Source organism: Nitrospira sp. (assembly GCA_015709715.1).
GTDB lineage: Bacteria > Nitrospirota > Nitrospiria > Nitrospirales > Nitrospiraceae > Nitrospira_A.
Genome location: CP054184.1, coordinates 4,017,480 through 4,033,061, shown reverse-complemented (window position 1 = coordinate 4,033,061; position 15,582 = coordinate 4,017,480). Strand labels below are relative to the sequence as shown.

Below are 15,582 nucleotides of genomic sequence, written 5' to 3'. Positions count from 1 at the left end.
TGGTGCGCCCATCAAGTCACGACGTGCTCGGTCACGAGCACAACCATCACAACCCAAAAGGAGGTCTCCGATGGCAAAACAACCGAGCGGACGTGGGTCCGTGAAGCTCAGCACTGCGGCAAGCGCGATCAAGAAACGGCTGAAAGGCGTGAAGGTGATCGATTGGCACGAAGTCGGCACGCCGCATCCGGAAATCGTGATCGGCACTGTGCAGACGGGCGTGGCTAACTTCAAGGCCAACCTCGGCACGCTGGCGAAATTGAAAGAACTGCGTGACCTCCACATCCTCATCAACGGCACACCGCGGCCCGACATCGCGCAGATCAAGTTCACGCTGCGAGGCTGAGTACCGGTCATGCAAGGACCAGCCGGACAGTACCCGACGCTGCAAGTCCACCCTGATCGACGGTGCAACCTGCAATGCCTGCATTGTTATTCTGATGCGGGTCCGGCGGTGTCCGAACAGTTGGAGATCGACCTGTTACAAACGGTGGTCGCCGATGCGGCTGCCATCGGCTACAGGGTCATGTCGGTGTCGGGTGGAGAACCCCTGTTGTATCCCGAACTAGGGAAACTCCTGCGTGCGGCGCATGCCGCTGGCCTCGTGACCACCGTCACGACGAACGGCATGTTGCTCGATCAACGCCAACTGAACGTCCTAGGGGCTGATTGCGACCTCGTCGCAATCAGCCTCGACGGCATCCCGGAATCCCACAACTTCATGCGGAACTCCTCGCGGGCCTTTGACGACATGTGCGCCCGCTTGCCGGGGCTCCGCGCCTCCGGGATCCCCTTCGGATTTATCTTCACACTGACGTTCCACAACGTACACGAGTTGGAGTGGGTCGCGAACTTCGCGGTCGAGCAGGGTGCCTCCCTGCTGCAACTCCACCCGCTGGAACCGGTCGGCAGGGCCACCTGCAGGCTGGGCGAGTCCTATCCGGACGGGGAAGAGAACGCGGCGGCCGTCTGCGAGGCTGGGCGCATCCGCGAATTATACGAGGGGAAGCTGGAGGTGCAGATCGATCTCGCGACGATCCCGGCGATGTTGGAACATCCGACGCGCGTTTTCGTGAGAGAGGCCACATTGTGTGGCGCGCAGACCGTGGCCGATGTGATTGCCCCCTTGGTGATTGAGACCAGCGGGATTGTCTCACCCATGCAGTATGGGTTCCCTCGCGCCTGGTCTTGGGGAAATATCAAAGACCGATCGTTGCCGGATCTTGCCGAAGACTGGCTTACACGCGACTATGCCGCCTTTCTCACGCTCTGCCGCCTCGTCTATGAACAGGCGGTCCGCAACGACGACGAGCCGGTATTGAACTGGTACGAGCAGGTGCATGCCGCGGCTTCGCAGTTCAACCCTTCGCAAGTACGCGAGAGCTTGATGCAAGCCTGCTCAACCGACCAGCCTGATCGATAGTTACACAGAGCGACGCCCCAACCCGTTCGCCATGCCGCCCGTTCGCCATGCCGCCCGTTCGACGAGACAGCACTTCTACGGGAGGGAACTCCCCAAAAGACGTGACTGGGTCTGCAGCCTGCGGCCATCATTACCCTCCTGTCGGCACTCTCAACCAGACCTGCCGGTCAGGATCACTGCCACATGAAGCTGAATCGGTCTGCGTACCACCTGAGATACGAGCCCTCCGAGTTCTCTTGCTTCATGAGATTGATCCGTTCCTGCTCCAACCCTGCGTCATCGAGGTCATCGTACCTACGGAGCTGCTCCGGCGTCACATCGTGCAATCTCTCAAAGTACTGAGTTTCCTCGCCGGCGATCTCAACGAAATACCGCTCGGCGGTCGCATCGTACCCATACTTCACAGAATTCCAGGTCCCTTCGGGCGTCTGGAAGTGAATCCACTTTCTGACGCCTCCGATAATCTTCCCAAGCCGGATGGTGTCCGCCTCGGCCGCTGCGAGGTCCGCAAGCGAGGGATACCGATACCCAGGCTCCTTTGCCGCACCAGGATGCACATGGGAGATGGTCAACCACCTGACTCCCGGCGTATTTCCCGGATAGACCACTCCTTTTCTTGAGCCGACCACGACCACATAGGTCCCTGTCGGATACTCACCCATTCCCGAAATCACTTTGAGGATAGCCACCTCGACTTGATCCGCGCCACGATTCGTGGCCCATGCCGTGTAGCGTTCCAACAACGATGCTCGATCCGCAGCCTTCGCCACGATCATTCCTGGTGACACCGGACCTGGCGTCGGCACCAGCACGGTGCAATTGGTCGGCTGGTTCGAGAACCGGCACCAGGTCCCATTCGCCTGCTCTTTCCACCTATGACCATTGCCCAGATCCACTTCATTGACATATTTGCCATCGCCCCCACTGAGGGGTACCTTCGTGGAACGTTTGACGATGGCCAGTTCCTGATCAGCCAAGTCTTGCGGGAGGGCATCGGGGAACTCCATCCGGTTGCCGGTTCGGGCCAATAGCGCCTGTTCCTCACGCGAGAGGTCCGGGAGCCCTGGAGTCATTTGCCCTGCACGTGAGGCACGTGGGGTCATGGATCGATCCGGAATCCTGATGGTGCCTGGCGCCTCATCGGGGAGATCAGGCAACACCCGGACCAGATCCCCCACCATCCCGGTAATGCGCGGAACCTGCTTCATTGCTGCCAACGATTTCTGGAGCATCGCCGCCGGCCCGATCTCGATGCCGATCAGGGCCAGCAGCAGTTCAATGATCGTCGGACCGATCAACTTGCCGACCTCATAGGCGAAGATCGGCAGGCTCTGCTGCAGAAGTCCGCCAAGCGCGACGGCCTGGTTTCTGCCGAATTCTTCACCTAACGTGGCGGCCAAGCCCTCTCCGTCCGGATCGTTCAACAACAAGATCGTCTCGCGCGCCGCCGCTTCGATGGCCGCCCACTGTTGGGGATTCAACAGTTGCACCAGGTCGAGCATTTCATCGACCAATCCACGGACGGCCCCGATCGCGAAGGGCGTTGGGAACACCACGTTCAGAGCTGCCATGCGAGGCAGCCGGTCGGCCAAGGCCTGAAAGTCCGCCCCTTCCAGCCCCCTGACCATGCCATCGACGAAGGCCGAGGCGTTCTGAACTTTCGAGAGCAACGGATCCTCAAATTCTTCGCCGGTGTGGGAAAACAGCTTGCCGGCCCCTGGGGGCGACAGGACTCCTCCGTCTTCCGTCACGAAGGCTTCGACTTCGGGACGTCCTTGCACGTTGGAGACGGAGTAGTCGCCGCGCTCATGCGTCCCCTTGTGAAAGATAGTCTCAGCATTGGTAAAACGAGAGTAGCGGCCGGAGAGCCCCTCCCATTCGAGCCGATACAGCCAGAGACGGCCGTACTCATGCAGGATCACGATCGGCTCCCGCCGCGCGATGGCTTCCACGATGGCATGGCTGCGTTGTGCCTCCGGCACGCTCACTTCCAGGCGCTCGTGCGCGATCAAGCTTGCCGGCCACGAACTCCCCCAGGTCCCCACCTCCTGCCCTACGAAAAGCGGCGGGCGTTCCGCGAGAAACTCTTCGGACTCTGGCTCCTCCTCGTCGGTGTAGAACAGCGGCGCGACGGCCGGACGGGCCTGCACTTGAATAGGAGCCCCGGACTCGAACAGGTCCGCCGCGCGATCGGCCTCGACTTCAGCGGCATCGCGAGGGAAACCCTGTCCCGGCAGGTGAGCGATGGACGAGGCAGCCTGACGGTACTGAAGGATGTGCGCCACTTCGTGCGCTACGATACGGGGGGAAGGATGCAACGACGCAAATGCCAGCATTTCTGGCCAGGCGGCTGCGCGGGCGCCTGTGTCCCTGCGCAACGCGGATGCGCCACGGAAGGCCCGAACGTCGGAAAGATCGACCCCGAACGCTTTCTCCATGCCGGCTCGGTAGGGAATCGGCCCCGGCGCGACGGTCGGATAAATCGTGAATCGGCCTGGGTGGTAATCGAACTGGTGAGGGAGGGAACCAGCTTCCCTGTCGAAGGCCCGCCTCGTCGGCGATTCACTCCGGCGGAGCGGCGACGCGCCGTCATGCTGCGCGGACACTGCTCTGGCCTGCATCACCCACTGCATCGCCATCACAGGAAGGAGCGCAGCCGGGCCTTACTTGCCACGCCCCTTGCCGCGGACAGGACGTGGCGGCGTGGGCTGATCGCCGACGCGCTTTTTGTCTTCCTCGATGAGCTTTTCCAGGGTAGAGATTTCGACTTGGTACCCCGCCAGCTGCTGATCGACTTGCTTATTGAAGGTCGCTTTGGCCTCTGTCAGGTTCGCCACTCGCGTCTTCAATTCCGCCACCGTCGCCTCTCGGGCGGCGATCGTCGCGGCCTGCGTCGGCGGCTTCTTCAATGCCGCCTCCAAGGAAGACTTCGCCTCGCCGATCAGTTTCGTCTGTTCCGCCAGGATCTGATTCAAGGTCGCCATCTGTATTCTCCTTTACCCATACATGACTAAGGCCGATTGAAGCCGGAGATCGGGGACGGGATGCCACCGAAGTTCACCGGATTGGCTTGAGCCAGGTTGCCCATGTAGACCGCCTCCTTCATGCCGAGGAAATCCACGGACGGGATGGGCACATTCGTCTTGATGTGATTGCCCATCACAATGGCACTTCTTGCCGAAAGGGATACGGTTGCGGCCCCACGGGCGGCCACGCTGACGTGCCAACAGAAATTATTGCTGAAGAAGAGCCGCTCGAACCGGCGGAACAACGTATCGCTCACATTTTGCTGAGCGACCTCGACTAACGCCGTTCGACCAGGCCCGAGGAATTTATTGTCGAGAATCTGTGCGCTGAATCCGAACACCACCTGGCCGGCGCCGAAATTGATCACCTGTTCCAGCCAGCCACGCAGCCAGAGCGCGCGGTGCTCCTGATTGGCATCCAATAGGGCGGCGTTCGCATAGGTGACCAGGTTGCTCTGCACTCGCGCCTCCAGAATCAGATCGGCGATGATGCCCCAGGACAGGGCGCTGACCGTCGTATTGTCCGGCGACACCCCCGTATTCATCACCTCGCAGGATTCCACACACAATTCCCCGATGTGCACCGAAGCCCCGATGCCGATCGAAGGCGCCTGCTGATACCCGCAATTCAGCACTCGGTTCTCGGTCAGGGCGCACTTGGCAAACCCGATCAGACTCAGCACTCCCCAATGCCGCATATCCTCAATACGATTCCGGCTGCAGGTGAAGGAGGTATGGAACACCGCCGTCACCCCGCCGCCGCCCCGCACGAGGCTGTTGTCAAACACCACGTTGGCCGTCCCGCCGCTGGTCGCGATGGGCCAGGCCGTATTGGTCACGCGGTTTCCCTGGAGGCGGACCCGGCTGGAAGCCACCAGCAGGAGGCCGTACCGCAACTCCTGCCCCTCGCTGTCGACCTGGTTGTCGAGGACTTCAGCCTCTTCGTTGCCGATCACCACGATCGCGTCCTGCACGCCCAGCACCTGGTTCGCGGCAATCCTGCCGCCGACGGAACCCAAACTGCCATTCTTGCCCAGCTTGGCGAGCAGCAGCGCAATGGGGCGCACCGAACCGGCTTCCTTCAACAAGGAACGGAGCTGATTCCGCTCCACGACCGTATTCCGACCGCTGATGGAAATGCCGCCGTATTCCGGAGAATTGTAGAGAAGGATGTTTTCACTGATGAGGCAGGCATCGGCGGCGACGTCGATGCCGAAGGCTTTGAGCGTACCCGCATCGACCTCTGCGCCCAGCCGCACGATGTAGTTGCCCACGATCCTGGATCCGGCCGCGAGCGAAAAGGGCAGGCCGGCGGACAATGCGTCGTTCAGCACGATGCCGAAGATAAACCCGAGCAGACGGTTTTGTTCGATCCTGGCTGGGAAGGCGACGCCTTGTAGGAACAGGCCTACCACCCCGCCGTCGCCCTTCCGCCCGGTCCCGGCATCGAAGCTGTTGCCGACGATGGTGAGGCTCGTCGTATCGGCGATCGTCACGACGCCGTATTGCACATTGTCCGCCAGGCAATGCGTGACACTCACGTCGCTGCTGCGACTGATGGCGACCCCGGCGATCTGACTCACCCCCTGCGGATGCAGGACGCACCGGTCGAGTGTCGTGTGGCGACAACGATCCATCGTCACCATGGCCTGGAGGCCCTGCCCCTGGCTCCCCTTCGTCTCCAACTCGAAGGCGATGCCGCTGACGGTGACATGCTCCAGCAACAGCCCGTCCGGATGCGCGATGCGGAGCAGCTCAGGCCCATCCGCCCGCACCACGCGCGCGCCGACCGTCTCCCCGTGCAGCGACACGCGGGACGATTCGATGCGGATCGGTGCGTGAATCTCATGCTCCCCTCCCTTAAGGCACACACACCCGCCTTCCTCCGGCAGTGAGTCGATCGCGGCCTGGATGTCCTCTCCCGGCTGCACCACCACTGTGCAACAGCCGGGAGTCAAGTCCGTGAGCGGTGGAAACACCGTTCGGCAGTCGTGGATCTCGCCGTCCGCTTCGATGATGGCCAGGTGGCAGTAATGGTGGTGGAGGCCGAGCGGCGGCGCCTGCGTCAGGTGCTCGATATCGGCATCCGCCGTCCTCGCCGCGAAACACCAGTAGTCCCCGCTATGGGCCATACCGCCGGAGAGGACGGTCATGGTGGCCTGCACGCCATGCTCCAGCACGAAGCCGGGATTCGCCGCCGACAGTTCGATCAACCCATCCGTGGTGAGATCCAGGTTGATCAGTTCCGATCCATCGGGCTTCCGCACGATGCCGGATTGATCCCAACGAATGACACGCAGGTGCTTGGCCGCATCGGGGACGCCTTGCGGAAAATCGGCGACCGGCAACGCCGGCGTAAAGGCCAACGTCTGGTCGGCATCGTCCACCGTCACTTTGCGCATCTCGCCGGGCAGGCCGGCGAATTCACGCTGGTCGTTCGTCAACTCCACCCAATCGCCGGTCTTGAAACGCAGGACATCATCCCGTCCCAGGCTGTCCACGCGCACCACGGTGCGCGTGGCCATGATCTCAGCGATCGTGGTGGCGACGTGCGCATTCTCACGCGACCACTTCACCTTCACGCTGCCGGCCGTGGCGCTGTGCACCTCGACCCGATACAGGTGGTTTTCCAGACCGCGATACCCGCCGGTCGGCGGGACCAGGCAGAGGTCTGGTTCCGTCGTCACCGCCACCGTCGTGGTGGTCAATCGCGCTGCGGACGGCTGGTTGCCGATCGGCCAGCCCGGAATGTCGGCCAGCGGCGTCTCACAATTCACCTCCGGCGGAATGTTTGCCAGCACCCGCACTTGCCAGGCCGTCTGCAGTCGAGTCGTGGAATCGACGTTGACGGCCGGCTCGATCAGCCCCGGCTCCAAGAGGTGGGTGACCTCCCGCCGCCACACATCCACATACACCAGCGACCGCACCTGTGGCGGAACGGTGACCGGCCCGCCATAGGGCTGGTTCTTCACCGGCAGCGCGGCAGAGCCGTACTGTTCTTCGATCGTGGCATCGAAGAGCGGCGCGGTGCCGTGGTTCTCGGCCAGGTATCCGTCGACGTACATCCGGCCCTGCCCCACTGTGAGGTCGCCGCCGCTCAACTCGATTTTGAATCCATCCGGCGTTTCGGCCGGCACGCCGCAGCGCCCGACGACATCGATGGTCTCGGCCCGCCATCGTCGGTCCTGGAGATCGACGTACTCGTTCCAATCGGCATCCAGGTCGACCCGTCCCTGTTGTCGCAGCACGCCCTGGTAATGATGCTCAGGGTTAAATCGTTTCCGGCTGTAATCGCCACTCATGTGCGCTCTCCTGATAGATAGTTCGTTTCAACTCCATGGCTCAGGCCGGAGCTCGTCACGTCGCGTAGAACACTCCCGCCTCCAGCCCGAACCTCAGATACTCGTGCAATCTAATCTTGAGATTGTCCTCCCGCTGCGGCGCGAAGACATCGTGGAACACCCCCATCTCGGACTCGTCGTCGGCTCCACGACGGATCTCCCGGGGACAGTGGTCGGCGAGCCGGCCATAGGCGGCCTGTCCGTAGCGCCGCGCGGCAAAGGCCGGTCTCACACGGGCCTGCGTCGCCAGCGTGATCGCCAGCTTTTCCGGATCGGTGAGGCTGCCTTTCGGCTGATCGGCTTCCAAGAGCGCCTGCTCCACGGCCAGATCCGGCTGACAGCGGTAGCGGCGCGGCACGATCGCGTTCAACGGTACGAAGGAGAACCGACAGCAGCCCTCCTGATTCTGATCGGACCACACCGGGTGAGACCACCCGTCGCCCCCGCCGAGAGCCGAAGCGAAGATCGTGTTCGAGGCCAGATCCAGGCGCTTCGTATGCACCTTGCCGATGACGGTCGAGTTGACGATCGTCAGCGTCCCGCCACCGGAGATGCCATCCGGCGCGGCAAAGGCCACTCTGGTCGGCGCGGTGCTGTCGATCAACGTGTGACTGATCGACACTTCGGCACTGTCGACGCAGGTCATGCCACCGAGCACCCCATGGTCGATCTCGACCTGCGTCCCCGGCTGTTCCACGACCAACGAAGGCACGGCGGGCGACAGGGGCTCACCGTCCCGCGCGAGGGCCAGCCCCGGTACCAGCGTGCAATGGCGCAATCGCAAGACCCTCGTCCCGGGACCGCCGGCGGCGGCCACTCGAATCCGTCCTCCCGTCATGAGCAAGCCGTTCAAGGTCAGTTCCGTATTCGGAGCCAGCGTCACTGTCCAGTCGCCGCCGAGTACGAGGGTCGGGCGATGTTCGTTGCTTGCCCGCAGTTCCACCTTCGCCGTCGTCGGCAGCGTGAGGCTGAGTGTTTCCTCATACCGTCCGCTGTCATCGATCTCGACGACCCCTCCGGCCTGGGCCGTCGTGAGCGCCGCTTGCAGGCTCTGCCCCTGCGTCACCGAGGCCGATCCACCGCCGAGCGCGAAGGTCTTGCTGCGCTCATACTCGCCGCCGCCGGTCGGCATGCTGAATCCGTAGTGGTAGGTCACGCGCAGGTTGACCGGCGGCGTACCGGGAGGGACGGCGATCCGCCCCAGCACAGGATCCACGGTGATCTTGCTGACCGGCAGGTGCGCCCAGGTTGCGCCCTGGTCGGAAAGGTTGCAGACGGTCACGTTGGCGAGCGACGTATCGAGATTGTCCGCCTCCAGGAACAGGCTTAACTGCGGGCCATAATACCGATCGAGATACCGGTCCAACACTCTCCGGCTGATCGGTTCCGGCACATTGATCGGCTCAGCCAGGTGCGCGATGTCGGTTTCCGATTGGGGCCTCGTGATCAGTTGCTGGTCGATCCCCAAGGGACTGAAGAGATAGCGCTCGTCGTCGAGCCGAACCGCGGGGGAACGGGTCAGCGAGTAGGCATCCAATGGCCAGAGGAAGAGGCCGACGTTGGGAATGTTATAGCGCCCCCGCTGGGTTTCGATACGCCGCACGTCGACCGAATGCGCCAGGCTATTGAAGGCCGTGTCGCGCCGCTCCAACGCTTCCCAATTGCGAAGGTCGGGGGTGGCACGATTGGCCGGACGAATGTGGTTCATGTACTGGCTGGTCTCCAGCCACTGGAAGAACTCCACCACCCGCGCGTTCCATCCCGTGACGTCTCGCGCCAATTGTTCAAGCACCGTCGCCGTGCCCTTGCGCCGTCGATAGGCAATCGTGTTGGCCACCTCGGCCCGCGCGCTTCTTGTCCGCTCGGTCACCCCATGCAGGGTACGGTAGCCGATCAGGTCGCCGATGTAGGGGGCGACCCAGTCGGCGCAGGTCTCGATGAACTGGTCGTCGTAGAGTTGATCGAGATTCTCCCGCAGCACGGCAATGTCTTCGGCCAGCACTTCGCACAACGCGCGCAAGGCGCCGCCCTGTTCGGCATCACGAATGCGGTAGACCGCAGGGAGAAGCCGGTAGAGTTTGTCTACTTCTGGATTCATTGGACCGCCTTCAGTTGAGTCAATGACACAGGATCGAGCAACAACAGTTCCGCCGCCGGCACGACCCCGTCCGCACCCATCGCCGGACGATCGGCGATCAGCCGCGGCTGAATCGCTGGTAGGGGGTAGTCTGTACGCGCGAACCGGTCCAGGTCCACCGCCGTCACGCCGGTCACGTCCTGAATCGCGGCGATCAGGTCGCTCAGCGCGACGGGCTGGCCGAAGTATCTGGCGTCGAAGGCATACCGTTGCCGCAACGTCTCCGCCACCGTTGCCATCACGGTCTCGGTCACATGGTCCGGCTGGACCGTGACGGTCCCGGCGACTTCGAACCAGGCCGGCCGATACCCCTTGACCGTGAAGGGCACGTACGGGTCCCCATAGGCGCGGAGCGCCTCCTTGAGTGTCGTCATCACGGAGCCGTCCTCATCCGGCACCTCCCCGTTCGGTCCGGCCACGGTCAGGAAGATGCTGCGCTTGCGCCCGTCCCATACCCACACGGCCTGCGCTTTGGCGATGCCCGAAAAGGTTCGAGCGAAATCTTCGTAATCCTGCAGCGACACCGCACGATCCAGCGTCAAGACGGCGAGCGGGGCATTGGTGCGGGCGTCGTCCCTCGATTCCGGATCTTCAGCCCCCTGCGCAGCCTCCGGATTCACGACGCCCTTCAACCCGAGCGGTCGACTCATCAGCAGGCTCAGTTGCCCGGCTTGGACGAGTCCTCCAAGGCCGGTTCCCTTGCGGTACTCGGCGCGCACGTTGTTTTGGCCGGTCGGCAACCGCGCCCCCGTGACGCCGTCGCCGAATCGGATCGTGGTGCGCCCTTCGTCGTCCTGCTTCGTGATGTAGATGCGTTCGGTGGGGCCATGACCGTAGAAGAACGGCACTTCTTGCCACAGCACCTCATTGACATAGACCTTGAGCGTCGAGGCCGACCCGTCCGGCGTATCGGCGCTGATATAGGTCAGCGGAGGTTGTTTCAATAGGAACCGCTGGTACGGAATGGTGGCATCCCCGCTTCCAAGCGGTTCCTTCACTGTCTCACCATGGGTTGCGGCGGCGACATTCGCGTTGATGCTGACGCTGCTGCGTTCGTAGATGTTGACCAAGGCGGTAGCCAGCTGGAGCGTCGTGCGGTCGCGGTCGTGGGTGATAGCAGTGGTCGATTCGTCGTCGAGGAAAGCGATTTCGCTGATCGTTTCGTCATCGTCGTTTGCGGGTTCGAGAGTGAACCAAAACCGAAACAAAAGGGCCAATCCCGAACGACCGTCGCGGTCCATTAAGCGTACGAGAAAGAGGGAGAAGGGATTATCTTTCAGCAAGGCGCCGAACTCCGAGGGACCCACGGGAACCAGTTGGCGACCGAGAACGTGGAGCGGCGGAGCTGATAAAACAAGAACGTCCTCTGGTTGCAACTCCACAGATTCGTCTGAGCCGAAAAACAACAATGGGCGCGTGAGAGCTTCGAGGAGATTACCGATGGCAGGAAAGGAGTTGCCGATCGCTGCGATGATCTCTTCGATGAGCTTCGTATCCAGCGCGAGCGCCAATTTCGTAATCCGCAGCCGTTGACGCTTGCCGCTAATCGCAATAGGACGGCGGGCCGCGAGTCCATCGACCCTGCTGTTCAACGCCAACGTCGAACCATAGAGAGGATATCTCACCGGCAGCGCCGCGACGGCAAGCTGCTCATTCTGCACAGCGACCGTCATGCTTCGCAGAAAATCAAGCTTGGTTTCGATCCCTAATTCCCACACTGTTCCCAAACCCAAGCGCGTGACGCTTCCAGCCATACCGTAGCGTGCCACCGAAAGATGAGTGACGCTCGTCACTTCAGAAAAAACCCATTTTCGCCCGGATTCTCCAGGAATGTCTTGTTCGATCACCATCCAACCACCAACAAGAATTTTCTCGTTCCGGCTACTGAGCGTCATTGCACTAATATCTTTATCCGCTGCTTCAAGATCCCATTCATCAAGTTTGCTAAATGTGCCCGGCGGATCGTATATAGCCTCCATGGGCGCATTATGGCCGAATGGTGAAGCGTTCGCGCGCATCACGTAGACAGCCGGCGCCATGGCAGCCACCACTTGTGGTGTGTCAGAGATCGCCGTCAATGTGAGACCTGTGCGATCGGCGGCAGCGTCGGTAACGATCTTCGTTACACGTCGAAGCGACGCCTGCCTCGTCCCCTCCGAATCCGCGATGATCAACAACGCATCGCCCACAGCGAGTGTGAGATTGACGCCCGCCAACCACAACTCCGTCATGTTCCAGGCCAACACCTGCGTCTCGGTCAATTGCGCCCGGAGCGCGTTCCATTCTGCCCGCGCCTCGATGGCTTCGATCGTCTCAAAGGTCTGTGGTTGTTCATCCGGCCCAGGGATGCTCTGCACCTTCGTGCCGACGGGTAGCGTAACCGGTTTCGCCCCCTGTTCAGGCGCGCCCGGAGTCTCTTCCAACGTGAAGGCCAAGTGCGTGGCGGCAGCCCGGCCGGACCCGAGTTGATACCCGAGCAGGCGCGACTGCTCCAAGATGGACAGCCGCTCCGTCGCAGTCCGCAGATAGGACTCGTTGGCGATGCGCTCCTGATAAAAGGTGAGGATGTCGCCGGTCACCGCCCAGGCATCGAGCAGTGCGATGGTGAAGTCATCGTCATCGCGAGTCCTCAGTCCACGCAACACTGGCCAGCGACCGTCGGACAGTCTCGCATGGAGGCTCTGCCGAAATGTCTGATAGGTTCCGACCCGATAGGCGATTGCCGACAGGCCCGGCCGGTTGAAGAGCGGGCCGGGAGTGGCAGCCTCGATACCGGCGCAGCAGCCGCATTCGTTTCGAGCCTCCTGACTCATTTCCCCCCTCCCAACGTGATGGTCAGCCGACCGTGCTCCGCAAAATTGCGGTCGTTGTCCAAACGCGCGACCTCCAACCGGCCGATGTCCAAGCGGCCGCTGTCGAGCGCCGAACTTTCCGGGACGCCCTGCCGCTGAAAGGTCAACACCTCGACCGATTCGATACCTGTCACCCGATGAGCCGCCGCATAGATGGTGCTGAGATAGACCGGCTGCCCGAACGTAAAGTTGTCCGGATGGAACAGGCCCCGACGGCCGTCCGGGAGGTCGCGATTGCTCAGCACGTCCAGCAACTCACGCTCCACGTCGCTCCGGAAGTGCTCGGGCGCGACACAGACGTGCAGATTGATCTCCAGCGAGACGAACTGCGGGCCGTCGACTTCCAGATCGTGGCCGGCCATGCGGTAACGCTCGACGTGCTCGCGGATCTCTCCCTCGAACTCTTCAGAAACCGCGGCGCCGCCGCCACGATCCACGGTGACGAACACCGTGTGCCAACTGCCGGTCCACCGGAACGTGGCGGCGGCCCGCTGAACATCCGTCCGGCGCTCCGTGACCTCGGCATAATCCGCCGGGGTCACAGCACGCTCCTGAACGCGATAGGCCACCGGGGCGCGCTGCCGCACGTCCTGCAACAATTCCGGTTCCTGCCCTCCTGCGGCAGGCAAGGGGTTCCGGACTTCGGTGATCTCCGGCAACGCCAAGGCAATATGTACCAAGGCATCCGCTCCGATGTTCCCTTCTCGCCCGTTGCCGACTCGATACCGAGCGGTGAAGGCGGTGCCGGATTCGGGCCTCCGGCCATGCACGTCGTCTCCGAAGCGGATGCTGCCGCTGCCGTCGTTCTCGACCTCGGCCACATATTCGTCCGCCGCAGCGTCGCTGTTGAGCAGGTCGCGCCGGGCCGTCCATGTCCTTGTCTCGGTGCCTTTGGTTCCGGTCAGGGTGACCGCAGGCTGGACATCGCGAAGCGACCACTGCAACGCCCTGCGCGCCGAATCCGCATGGTCATAGGGCGGCCCCGCATGGGTGAGCGGCGCCTTGGCCAGTCGAGGGCTGAACCGCGGCGGCACCATCTGCGGAGTGAACGCCGAGCAGCGATCCACCTCCTTCGGTCGCGGCATGAACAGGAAGGGGTCCGGCACGGTGCCCAAGTCCTCCCCTCCCAACGTCACCCCATGGTCCGCCAAGACCAGGTTGCCTCGCGCCACGCTGACGCCGTCGCGGTACCCCTGCTCCGTGGCGGCCGAGAGGCAGAAAGGAAATGGGAGCGCATCCTCCTCATGCCATGCAATTTCCGTAATAAGTTGGCTGGTCACGGGATCGGTCAGCGGCGCTCCGCCGGTCATAGTCGCCGCCACACGATCGATCCTCACGACATGACGCCGCGTAGGGTCCGCATCGGACGGCGACCCGGTTTCCGGGCCGATCACTTCCTCGAACAGCAGAATCGTCCCGATGGCGAGAGTCGGGTGGTGCCCGGCGAGCGTGGCTGAGCGTGCCCCCTTAGGCAGACAGCAACGTTGATTGCTCCAGGTATAAAACTGCAACTCGTTGTGCTCGGCGTAGAGGGATTGGAGAGACTCCATCGCTTCGAAGATGATCTCTGCACGCGCATAGACGCGCGGATCGTCGGCGATGGCGGTGGGTTGTCCCGGGATGCGTGTCGTGAACTTCGTTCCGATCGGAACCGCCGAATCGGCAGGATCGACCCGTACCACGTCGGCTGAGGCATGGACGTGAATCCAGGTCCTGGCGTTGCAGCCCTCGCTCATGTAGTAGTCCATGAGGCGGGCGTGGCGCCGCACCGAGATTCGCCGCCGCGCGGTTCCCAAGTAGGCCTCGGTCGCCACGGCATCCTGTTGGTAACTCAACTGGTCGGCGGTGTAGGCCAAGGCCTCCACCAGCATGACGCCGAGATCGGCCGCGTTGCGTTCCTTCCATTGCGGCATCAGCACCGCCATCCGGTCAAGCATGACCCGGCGGAAGCTCGCATAGTCCTTGGCCAGATAGTCGATGACCGGCCCGGGCTCCGTGGCCTCCGGACAGCGGTGACGCGGCGCGCAATCGAACGGGCTCGGACATTCCACCTTGAACGAAAACGCGATGGCGGCCGACTGCGGATCGAACTCCGGCGGCACGCTGTCATCGAGCGCGTTGGTAACTAGGCGCAGCGTATACAACGAGAAGTCCCCCGGCTGATCCACTTCGACGGTCAAGACATGGGCCGACGTTCCGCTTCCGGCGCTGACTCCCAGCACACGGATCGGGGTGATGCGTTCGCCGCCGTCGATCCGAATGTTGGCCGACGTCGGAGTGGGCGTGACCAATGGTTTGACGAAATGGACTTCGAGTGTCCGCTGACGCTCCGCTTCCGTCGGCGCGGCGCGGTCGATGACCTCCAGAAAATCGATGCCGTTCAACGTCGGATGGTCGCGGACGGCCTGACGCCGCAGTTCGTCGCAGCAGGAATAGGTCACGCTCCGCCTCCTTGCGCAAAGGTCCCCGTGACACGAGCGCCGCTCTGCCTCATCACATACTGCACCGTGACCTGCAGGGTCGAATCGACGGCCTCTACCCGCACGGCCTCCACCAGGATCAGTTCGCCCAGCCACCGTTGCAGGGCGCTCTGCACGAGCACCTGGGTCGTGGCCGCCAAAACTTCGCTATTGGGCGAAAACACCAGCTGCAGGAGGCCGCTCCCGAAGTCCGGCCGCATCACGCGTTCGCCCGGGCTGGTGAAGAGCACCTGCTCGATCAAGTCGCGAATGTGGTCGGCCTCGTCCGTTGCAGCGGTCCGGCCTCGCGCGTCGAACCGATAGGGAAAATCAACCTGCCTCAT

At 62.6% G+C, this 15,582-nt stretch carries 9 protein-coding genes; 2 read left to right on the top strand and 7 right to left on the bottom strand.

Features of this window, described 5'->3' with window-relative positions:
• Positions 1–70: 70 nt before the first annotated feature.
• Together HRU82_19175 and HRU82_19170 are read left to right on the top strand one after the other, a co-directional pair.
• Entirely contained in the window at positions 71–346 is a 276-nt protein-coding gene (locus HRU82_19175; GenBank protein ID QOJ36940.1) for a hypothetical protein, read from the top strand.
• Positions 347–355: 9 nt separating this feature from the next.
• Complete coding sequence (locus HRU82_19170; GenBank protein QOJ36939.1) at positions 356–1,423, top strand: radical SAM protein; 1,068 nt, start codon at positions 356–358, stop codon at positions 1,421–1,423.
• A 173-nt stretch (positions 1,424–1,596) separates the two neighbouring features.
• On the opposite strand, the gene HRU82_19165 is transcribed toward HRU82_19170, so the two are convergent.
• Genes HRU82_19165 through HRU82_19135 form a run of 7 tightly spaced genes read right to left on the bottom strand, consistent with a single transcriptional unit; the run spans position 1,597 to position 15,582 of the window.
• Entirely contained in the window at positions 1,597–4,044 is a 2,448-nt protein-coding gene (locus HRU82_19165; GenBank protein QOJ36938.1) for a DUF4157 domain-containing protein, read from the bottom strand.
• Between the two features lie 42 nt (positions 4,045–4,086).
• Positions 4,087–4,407 (bottom strand): hypothetical protein, encoded by a 321-nt coding sequence (locus HRU82_19160; protein QOJ36937.1) that lies wholly within the window; start codon positions 4,405–4,407, stop codon positions 4,087–4,089.
• Between the two features lie 26 nt (positions 4,408–4,433).
• A complete protein-coding gene (locus tag HRU82_19155; GenBank protein ID QOJ36936.1) occupies positions 4,434–7,751 on the bottom strand; it encodes a right-handed parallel beta-helix repeat-containing protein in 3,318 nt (1,105 codons plus the stop codon).
• Between the two features lie 55 nt (positions 7,752–7,806).
• Positions 7,807–9,888 carry a hypothetical protein gene (locus tag HRU82_19150; protein QOJ36935.1) on the bottom strand — a complete coding sequence of 694 codons (2,082 nt, stop codon included), beginning with the start codon at positions 9,886–9,888 and terminating at the stop codon, positions 7,807–7,809.
• Positions 9,885–12,740: a putative baseplate assembly protein gene (locus tag HRU82_19145; GenBank protein ID QOJ36934.1), complete on the bottom strand. Its 2,856-nt coding sequence runs from the start codon at positions 12,738–12,740 to the stop codon at positions 9,885–9,887. Before HRU82_19145 ends, HRU82_19150 begins: the two co-directional genes overlap by 4 nt.
• Positions 12,737–15,220: a putative baseplate assembly protein gene (locus HRU82_19140; GenBank protein QOJ36933.1), complete on the bottom strand. Its 2,484-nt coding sequence runs from the start codon at positions 15,218–15,220 to the stop codon at positions 12,737–12,739. The genes HRU82_19145 and HRU82_19140 overlap by 4 nt, the downstream gene beginning before the upstream one ends.
• Positions 15,217–15,582, bottom strand: a complete 366-nt coding sequence (locus tag HRU82_19135; protein QOJ36932.1) for a GPW/gp25 family protein — start codon at positions 15,580–15,582, stop codon at positions 15,217–15,219. Before HRU82_19135 ends, HRU82_19140 begins: the two co-directional genes overlap by 4 nt.